The sequence below is a fragment of the Pseudomonas sp. NPDC089406 genome, from assembly GCF_044900265.1.
Classification (GTDB): domain Bacteria; phylum Pseudomonadota; class Gammaproteobacteria; order Pseudomonadales; family Pseudomonadaceae; genus Aquipseudomonas; species Aquipseudomonas fakonensis.
In genome coordinates this window covers 23,276-31,098 of sequence record NZ_JBJDNC010000059.1, presented here as the reverse complement: position 1 = coordinate 31,098, position 7,823 = coordinate 23,276, and the positions used below count along the sequence as shown (strand labels likewise).

Below are 7,823 nucleotides of genomic sequence, written 5' to 3'. Positions count from 1 at the left end.
GGCCAGGGACGGCCCGTCGGCGCGTACCTCCGGAGCAAGCCCGGAGCGAGGGAACCCCCGAAGCGCAGCGTAGGGGGCCGGATGAGGGGAGCAGGCGGTTTTTGGTTACTTTTTTCCAAGAAAAAAAGTAACCCGCCGTAAGGGCGGAAAGGTGACGAACAGCCTCTATCGTCAATGAATGCGCATGCATCTCCAAAAGCAATCACCATGGACTACGAACCCGAACCCGAACCCGAACCCGAACCCGAACCCGAACCCGAACCCGAACCCCGCCCAAATTTGACCACCCCCAAGCTGGCTAATTACCATTACCCACCCCGCCAACGCCCCCTCATGCCCCACCAGGAGCCCCAATGACCAAGGTTTCGCCATCCCTGGGCACCCTGCTGCTCGCCACCCTGACCGGCTGCTCGGGCTTTCAGACCCAGCCCTACGTAGAGCCGCCAACCTCGGCCCCCAGCGCCAAGGTAAGGATCATCAGCAACTCCGACGTGTTCGGCGACCCCATGACCGGCAAGTGCGCGCCCAAGGTCCGCCACGAAATGGTATCGGCGGGCCGCTTCTCATCGGGCAAGCCACTGCAAAACTACCCGCAGTACCCCGTATCCCCCCCAAAACTCGGCATGCCCGAACGAACCTCCGCCCCCTTGCTCAGCCTCACGCCGACCATCCGCATGGCCGAAGGGCGTTATGAAGAAGTGGTCGCCGAGTACAGGGTGCCCGCCAACGTACCCTTCCAGTTCGCCACTTTTGGCGCCGGTGCAGGTACCTCGTTGGGGCGCGGGGTGTACTGTGCGGCGGATGCGCGGGTCTACACCCTCGAGGCAGGGCACGATTACGAGGTCACCATTGGTATGGGGGCTATCGGGCAGGGGGATAACGCGCGGCCGGTGTGCCGCTTCGATGTGCGCAAGCTGGTGGCGTTCGGTGAGGGGCAGGGCAGGTTGACGGTGCCGTTTCCGCTGGTGGGGGTTGTGGCGCCGGAGCGGGTGTGCGACTGACCGGCGCCATCGCCGACAAGCCGGCCCTTGCAGGGCTTGCGCACACCCTGTAGGAGCCGGCTTGCCGGCGATCAGGCTCAACCTTCGCGCAGTTGCTCGAGCAGCGCCGCCAAGGTTGCGCGCCCTTGCTCGTTCAGCCCGAACACTGGCCGGCGAGGCTCACCCACCGGCAGCCCGGTCAGGCCAAGCCCGGCCTTGATGGTGGCCGGCAAGCCGCCCTTGAGGATGAAGTCCAGCAGCGGCAACTGGCGGTAGAACAGCGCCCGGGCCTGCTCCAGTTCGCCGGCCTGCACCGCTTCATACAGGCCCAGGTTCAATGCCGGGATCAGGTTCGGCGCCGCCGTGCACCAACCGCTGGCACCCGCGACGAACGCCTCCAGCGCCAGGGGGTTGCAACCGTTGTAGAACGGCACCTGGCCCTCGCCGAGCACTTGCAGCTTGTGCATGCGCTGGATGTCGCCGGTGCTCTCCTTGACCATGGTCACGTTGGGCACTTCGCGCACGATGCGCAGGATCAGCTCCACCGGCATGTCGGTGCCGCTGGTGGCGGGGTTGTTGTAGAGCATGATCGGCAGGTCGATGGCCGCACCGATGCTGCGGTAGTGCTGGACGATCTCGGCCTCGCTGAGCTTCCAGTAGGCGGCCGGCAGCACCATCACCGCATCGGCGCCGTGCTGCTGGGCAAAGCGCGCGCGGCGCACCGCGCCGGCGGTGGTCAGGTCGGAGACGCTGACGATGCTCGGCACGCGCTGGCCGATGCGCTCCAGGCTGTACTGGGCGACCTGCTGCCATTCACCGTCGCTCAGGTAGGCGCCTTCGCCGGTGCTGCCCAATGGCGCGATGGCATGCACGCCGCCTTCGATCAGGCGATCGATGGACTGGCCCAGGGCTGGCAGGTCAAGTTGTTCGCCGTCATGGCTGAACGGGGTGATGGTGTAGCCGATGATGCCGTGAAATTTGCTAGTCATGGTTTGAAGCTCCGCAGGCAAGGCAAGTATGGGTCAGGCGAGGCAGTCGGCGTGCTGGCGCAGCGCCTGCCGGGCGTAATAGTTGAAGGCTGCGCCGTGGCGCTTGGGCCGGTCGATCCAGTCGTGGGCATCGCGGCCCAGCGCCGGGTCGATCGGCTTGATGGTGCCGGCGGCCATGGCCAGCAACTGCAGGCGTGCGGCCCGCTCGATCAACTGCGCATACACGCAGGCCTGCTCGATGCTGGTACCGGTCGACAACTGGCCGTGGTGTGAGAGCAGGATGGCGCGCTTGCTGCCCAGCGCCGCACTGATGATCTCGCCTTCCTCGTTGCCCACCGGCACGCCCGGCCAGGCTTCGAGAAACGCGCAGTCCTCGTACAACGGGCACAGGTCCATGTGCGACACCTGCAGGGGGACTTCCAGCATCGACAGCGCGGCCACGTGGGTGGGGTGGGTGTGGATGATGCAGTGCACATCCGGGCGGGCGCGGTACACCCAGCTGTGGAAGCGGTTGGCCGGGTTGGGCATGCCCTGGCCTTCGAGCACCTCGAGGTCTTCGTTGACCAGCAGCAGGTTGCCGGCGGTGATTTCGTCGAAGCCCAGGCCCAGTTGCTGGGTGTAGAAGGTGCCCGGCTGCGGGCCGCGGGCGCTGATCTGCCCGGCCAGGCCCGAATCGTGGCCATGGTCGAACAGAATTCGGCAGGTCAGGGCCAGCTTTTCACGCACAGTCCACGTATTATCCGCGAGCGTGCCTTGCATCTGTGTCAGTGCTTTTTGCACCAGCTGCTGCTTGCTGTGTGTCAGGGTATCGGCCATTGGGATCAATCCTGCGTGGCGAATGGATGGAAGTCAGGTCCGGGCGCCCCTTTGCTTTCGACGGTGGAGGGGTGACCGGTCAGATGACACAAACAAAACTACATGACACAATGTGTCATGCGCAAGTGCGTTCTTCCGGGAAATCCGCGTCACATGTCCAACCGACTGAAACTGCTGCGAAAAAAACTGGGCATCACCCTTGAGCTGCTGGCCGACAAGTCCGGCATGACCAAGAGCTACCTGTCGAAAGTGGAGCGTGGCCTGAACACGCCGTCGATCGCGGCAGCGCTGAAGCTGGCCAAGGCGCTCAACGTCAACGTCGAGGAGCTGTTCGCCGATGAATCGCAAGGCCAGGCCCGCTACAGCCTGGTGCGCAGCGCCGAACGCCAGGCGCTGGTGGGTGGCGGCGAGGGCCCGGGCTATGCGGTGCTGACCTCCCAGGTGGGCCAGCGCAGCCTGCTGCCGTTTTTGATCCAGCCGCCTACCGAGTTCAGCGACCCGACTTTCAAGGAACACGAGGGTGAGGAATTTCTGTTCGTCCACGCAGGCCAGGTCGAGGTGGACTTCATGAGCGAACGGGTGCTGCTGGAGGCCGGCGATGCCCTGCACTTCAATGCCCAGACCCCGCACCGCCTGCGCTCGGTGGGCGAGCAGCAGGCGCAGTTGCTGGTGGTGGTGCAGGGCGGCGAAGGGTGAGGGCAGGGCAATGATCGAGGTTTCGCGGTTCTGGCGTGACCCGGCATTGCCCTTTGTCGAGGCCCGCCGCGTGGGCGACGGGCGCAAGGTGTGCTATGCGCCCCACGCCCACGAGAGTTTCTCCATCGGTGTGATCACTGGTGGTCGTAGCACTTACCTCACGGGCGAGCGGCAGCACCTGGTGGCTGCCGGTAGCACGGTGCTGATGAACCCCGGGGTGGTGCATAGCTGCAACCCTGTGCAGGGCGAACCCTGGTCGTACCTGATGCTGTTCGTCGACCTGCCATGGCTGCTGGCACAAGGCTTTGCCCTGCCGCAGGCGACGCTGAGCACTTCACCGGCGCTTTACGGGCGGATGCTGGAAGTGTTCGCCGGGTTGTTTGAGGTGGGTGAGGCTGCAGCGAAAGCCGCCATGCTGAGCGTTTTTTTCGACGATTTGCCGGGTTTGCTCGATACCGCCAAAGGCAAGCCTGTGGTCGCGCATCCGCGCCTGGATATGGCCGCCGCGTTCATTCGTGCCCACCGCCTCGACCCGTTGAGCGTGGACGAGGTGTGCCAGGCGGTGGGGTTGTCCCGCGCCTACCTGACTCGCGCCTTCGGCAAGCGCTTTGGGTTGACGCCCCACGGTTACCTGCTCGATCAGCGGGTGCAGCATGCCCGGGCCCAACTGCGCCTGGGCCGACCCATCGCCGAGGTGGCGCTGGAGGCAGGCTTTGCCGACCAGGCGCATCTGCAGCGGGCGTTCAAGAAGCATCTGGCGATGACGCCTGGGCATTACCGGGATGCGCTGTAAGTGGCAGCACATATTCTTGGGCAGAGCTGTCGGGCATAGGGCTGCGTAGCCTGGCACCGGCTGCGCCGGTGTTCGCGGGCCAAGCCCGCTCTCATAGAACAAACTACAACTCATTGATTTAGCAGGGGCCTGTGGGAGCGGCGGGCTCGTGCCCAGTTCTCTGCGCGACAGCGCAGCCCGAAGGGCTGGGTGATCTCCTACAGGTACAGCGTTTGGTTCAGGCTTTGCGCCACCCTGTAGACCTTGTGCCGCAATCGGCAAGGCTTCAACCCAGCATCAGGTACCCGGCGCTCGCCACCAGCAAACCGGCCAACCCGCGGTTGAACAGGCGCAGCCGCCTAGGCTCGCCCAAATACTGGCGGATCATGCTGCCGGCCCAGGCCCAGCTGGCCACCGAGACGAAGCAGATCGGCCCGTAGATCCAGGTGAACAGCCACAACAACTGCTGTTCACTGCCCACATAAGCGCCAATACCGGCAACCGCCGCCAGCCAGGCCTTCGGGCTCAGCCACTGCATGGCTGCCCCTTGCCAGGCGCTGGGTGCCTTGGCCTGGCGATCATCGCCAAGCCGGCCATCGTCGCAGGCAAGCTTCCAGGCCATGTACAGCAAAAATGCCACGCCGCCCCAATGCAGCAACTGCCCCAGCAGCGGCCAGCGCAGCAGCAGTTCGTGCAGGCCCAAACCGGCCAGCACCAGCAGCAGGCAAAAGCCCAGGGTGGCTCCGGCGGCATGCCCGAGGCTTGCGCGCAGGCCATGGCGGGCGCCGCTGCCGAGGGCGACGATATTGACCGGGCCGGGGGAAATGGACGCCGCAAGGGCGAAGGCGGCCATGGACAGTGACAGGCTCATGGGGGCTTTCCTTATTTCGCTGAAGAGGGCGCCAGCATGGCGGCCCGACGGGCTTTGGGTATTGAACAAAAATGCCCCGGTGTACCTGTTACAGGTTTTGTAATAGTTTCGCGCTGTAAGAAAGACCTGCTTCGATTGTAGGATCTCATTCCCTTTTTTCGATCCAGGTATCTATGAGCACCTTCGCGGAGCCCCCCAGTCCTTGGCCGTCCCGGCCATCCTTCCCCCGTCCCTGTGACGCTTCCCCTGTGAGTACCCGCTAATGGAATGGCTAGCCGACCCCACGGCCTGGCTGGGCCTGCTGACGCTTATCGTCCTCGAGCTGGTGCTGGGTATCGACAACCTGGTGTTCATCGCCATTCTCGCCGACAAACTGCCGCCCCATCAGCGTGACCGTGCGCGGGTGATCGGCCTGTCGTTGGCGCTGATCATGCGCCTGGGCCTGTTGGCCAGTATCTCGTGGATGGTCACCCTGACCGCGCCGCTGTTCGAGGTGTTTGGCAAGAGCTTCTCGGGCCGCGACCTGATCATGCTGTTTGGTGGTGTGTTCCTGCTGTTCAAGGCCACCATGGAGCTGCACGAACGGCTGGAAGGCCATGTGGCGCAGTCGTCCGGCGCGGTACGCCATTCGGCGTTCTGGCCGATCGTGGCGCAGATCGTGGTGCTGGATGCGGTGTTCTCGCTGGACGCGGTGATCACGGCGGTAGGTATGGTCGAGCACCTGTCGGTGATGATGATTGCGGTGATCTTCTCGATCGGCATCATGATCGTCGCCAGCAAGCCGCTGACCCGCTTCGTCAACGAACACCCCACGGTCATCATGCTGTGCCTGGGCTTCTTGATGATGATCGGTTTCAGCCTGACCGCCGAAGGCCTGGGCTTCCATATCCCCAAAGGCTACCTGTACGCGGCCATTGGCTTCTCGCTGCTGATCGAGCTGTTCAACCAGCTGGCCCGTGCCCGCCGCAAGCGCAGCGTGCAGCAGCACCGGCCGCTGCGTGAGCGCACTGCCCATGCCGTGTTGCGCCTGCTGGGCGGGCGCCGGCTGGAGGCCGACGAGGTAGGCGAAGAGATTGCCGACCTGGTCGAAGGTGGTGAGGAGCAGGTGGTGTTCGACCGCCGCGAGCGGGTGATGATCAGCGGCGTGCTGAACCTGGCCGAACGGCCGATCCGCACGGTGATGACCGCGCGCGCCGAGGTCGATGTGATCGACCTGTCGCAACCGGCCGAGGCCATCACCCAGGTGCTGGTCAACTCGCCGTACTCGCGCCTGCCGCTGCTGCGTGACGGCCATAGCGAAGAACCGCTGGGCTTCGTGCACAAGAAGGAAATGCTCAAGGAGCTGCTGGCCGGCAGCCAGCCCGACCTGGAAACCCTGGCCCGGGCGCCGCTGAATCTGCTGGAGAGTTTCAGCATTCTCAACGCCCTGGAGCAGATGCGCGGGCAGTCGACGCACATTGCCTTCGTGGTCAACGAGTTCGGTGATTTCACCGGCGTGCTGACCATGACCGACATCCTCGAGTCGATCGCCGGCGAACTGCCCGACGCCAGCGAGGTGGAGGGCCCCGGCGTGGTCGAGGAGGACGGTGGTTTCGTCGTCAGCGGCGCTTTGAACCTGGCTCAGGTGCAGGCCCGTACCGGCTTTGCCGCCCGTGCCACCGAGGACTACCAGACCCTTGCGGGCCTGGTGATGAGCCTGCTGGACCGCCTGCCAGTGGTCGGTGACCACCTGGCGTGGAACGGCTGGAGCATGACCGTGGTGGCGGTGGAGGAGCGCCGGGTGCGCCAGGTGCGCCTTACACCGGGCGCCGACGCTGACGCAGCAGGTGCTTGATGCCTTCGAGGATCAACACCAACACGGCGGCCCAGATCGGCAGGTAGGTCAGCCACTGGTCGGGGCCGATGGTCTCGCCCAGCAGCAAGGAAACGGCCACCAGCAGCACGGGCTCGACGTAGCTGAGCAAACCGAACAGGCTGAACGGCAACATGCGGCTGGCCAGCACGTAGGCGATCAGGGCGCAGGCGCTGATCGCCCCGAGCAGCGGGATCAACCCGTAAAGCCCTGGGTGTTCGGCTAGGTCTGCCGCTGACAGCGGGCCCTGAATGACGAAGTACAGCGCCCAGGGCAGCAGCAGGCACATGTCGCACCACAGGCCACCCAGGTGGTCGGTGCGGCAGCGCCGGCGCAGCACGAAGTAGATCGGGTAGCCGATCATCACCAGCAAGGTTTCCCAGGCGAAACTGCCGTGCTGGTACAGTTCGTGGCCCACACCGATGGCCGCACAGGCCACTGCCACCGTCTGCAGGCGCGACAAGCGCTCGCCGTACACCAACCGCCCGGTCAGCACCATGGTCAGCGGCAGCAAAAAGTAGCCCATCGACACTTCCAGGCTGCGCCCGTGCAGCGGCGCCCACAGGAACAGCCACAGCTGCACCCCCATCAACCACGAGGTACCGACCATGCCCAGCAGTAGAACGGGCGCCTGGCGTACCCGCCCCAGCAGTTCACCGACGCGTTTCCAGTCTTTGGACACCAGCATGAACAAGGTCAGGCAGGGCAGTGTCAGCAACGTGCGCCAGCCGAAGATCTCCTCGCCATCCAGCGGGGTGAGGAAGGAGGTGTAGTAATACATCACGGCGAACAGACAGGACGCCATGACCGACGACAAAATACCTTTTGACACGAATGCCTCGAAAAC

Annotated in this window: 8 protein-coding genes; 4 read left to right on the top strand and 4 right to left on the bottom strand. The window is 64.6% G+C overall.

The annotated features are described in order from the left end of the window. Positions 1-353 precede the first annotated feature (353 nt). On the top strand, positions 354-1,001 hold the full coding sequence (locus tag ACI2KK_RS26775) for a hypothetical protein (RefSeq protein ID WP_404671327.1): 648 nt from the start codon (positions 354-356) through the stop codon (positions 999-1,001). 77 nt (positions 1,002-1,078) lie between these two features. Here ACI2KK_RS26775 and ACI2KK_RS26770 read toward each other — a convergent pair whose 3' ends face one another. Next, on the bottom strand, positions 1,079-1,969 hold the full coding sequence (locus tag ACI2KK_RS26770; protein WP_404671326.1) for a dihydrodipicolinate synthase family protein: 891 nt from the start codon (positions 1,967-1,969) through the stop codon (positions 1,079-1,081). Between the two features lie 33 nt (positions 1,970-2,002). Next, entirely contained in the window at positions 2,003-2,785 is a 783-nt protein-coding gene (locus tag ACI2KK_RS26765) for an aldolase (protein WP_404671325.1), read from the bottom strand. Between the two features lie 153 nt (positions 2,786-2,938). Between ACI2KK_RS26765 and ACI2KK_RS26760 the strand changes: the two genes are divergently transcribed. Continuing rightward, positions 2,939-3,481, top strand: coding sequence for a helix-turn-helix domain-containing protein (locus ACI2KK_RS26760; protein ID WP_217885151.1), 543 nt, complete (start codon positions 2,939-2,941; stop codon positions 3,479-3,481). Between the two features lie 10 nt (positions 3,482-3,491). Continuing rightward, positions 3,492-4,274, top strand: a complete 783-nt coding sequence (locus ACI2KK_RS26755) for an AraC family transcriptional regulator (RefSeq protein ID WP_404671324.1) — start codon at positions 3,492-3,494, stop codon at positions 4,272-4,274. 265 nt (positions 4,275-4,539) lie between these two features. Here ACI2KK_RS26755 and ACI2KK_RS26750 read toward each other — a convergent pair whose 3' ends face one another. After that, positions 4,540-5,124: a LysE family translocator gene (locus tag ACI2KK_RS26750; protein ID WP_404671323.1), complete on the bottom strand. Its 585-nt coding sequence runs from the start codon at positions 5,122-5,124 to the stop codon at positions 4,540-4,542. Between the two features lie 262 nt (positions 5,125-5,386). Between ACI2KK_RS26750 and ACI2KK_RS26745 the strand changes: the two genes are divergently transcribed. Next, positions 5,387-6,958, top strand: a complete 1,572-nt coding sequence (locus tag ACI2KK_RS26745) for a TerC family protein (protein ID WP_404671322.1) — start codon at positions 5,387-5,389, stop codon at positions 6,956-6,958. Here the strand turns inward: ACI2KK_RS26745 and rarD are convergent. Then, the gene (gene rarD, locus ACI2KK_RS26740; protein WP_404671321.1) at positions 6,921-7,808 is read right to left on the bottom strand and encodes an EamA family transporter RarD; all 888 of its coding nucleotides are present in this window, start codon (positions 7,806-7,808) and stop codon (positions 6,921-6,923) included. The genes ACI2KK_RS26745 and rarD overlap by 38 nt on opposite strands. Positions 7,809-7,823 lie beyond the last annotated feature (15 nt).

Bases quoted from the DNA above. Each gene is read 5' to 3' on its own strand.
- ACI2KK_RS26755 (WP_404671324.1), top strand. From the start codon at position 3,492: ATGATCGAGGTTTCGCGGTTCTGGCGTGACCCGGCATTGCCCTTTGTC.
- ACI2KK_RS26765 (WP_404671325.1), bottom strand. From the start codon at position 2,785: ATGGCCGATACCCTGACACACAGCAAGCAGCAGCTGGTGCAAAAAGCA.
- ACI2KK_RS26775 (WP_404671327.1), top strand. From the start codon at position 354: ATGACCAAGGTTTCGCCATCCCTGGGCACCCTGCTGCTCGCCACCCTG.
- ACI2KK_RS26745 (WP_404671322.1), top strand. From the start codon at position 5,387: ATGGAATGGCTAGCCGACCCCACGGCCTGGCTGGGCCTGCTGACGCTT.
- ACI2KK_RS26760 (WP_217885151.1), top strand. From the start codon at position 2,939: ATGTCCAACCGACTGAAACTGCTGCGAAAAAAACTGGGCATCACCCTT.
- ACI2KK_RS26750 (WP_404671323.1), bottom strand. From the start codon at position 5,124: ATGAGCCTGTCACTGTCCATGGCCGCCTTCGCCCTTGCGGCGTCCATT.
- ACI2KK_RS26770 (WP_404671326.1), bottom strand. From the start codon at position 1,969: ATGACTAGCAAATTTCACGGCATCATCGGCTACACCATCACCCCGTTC.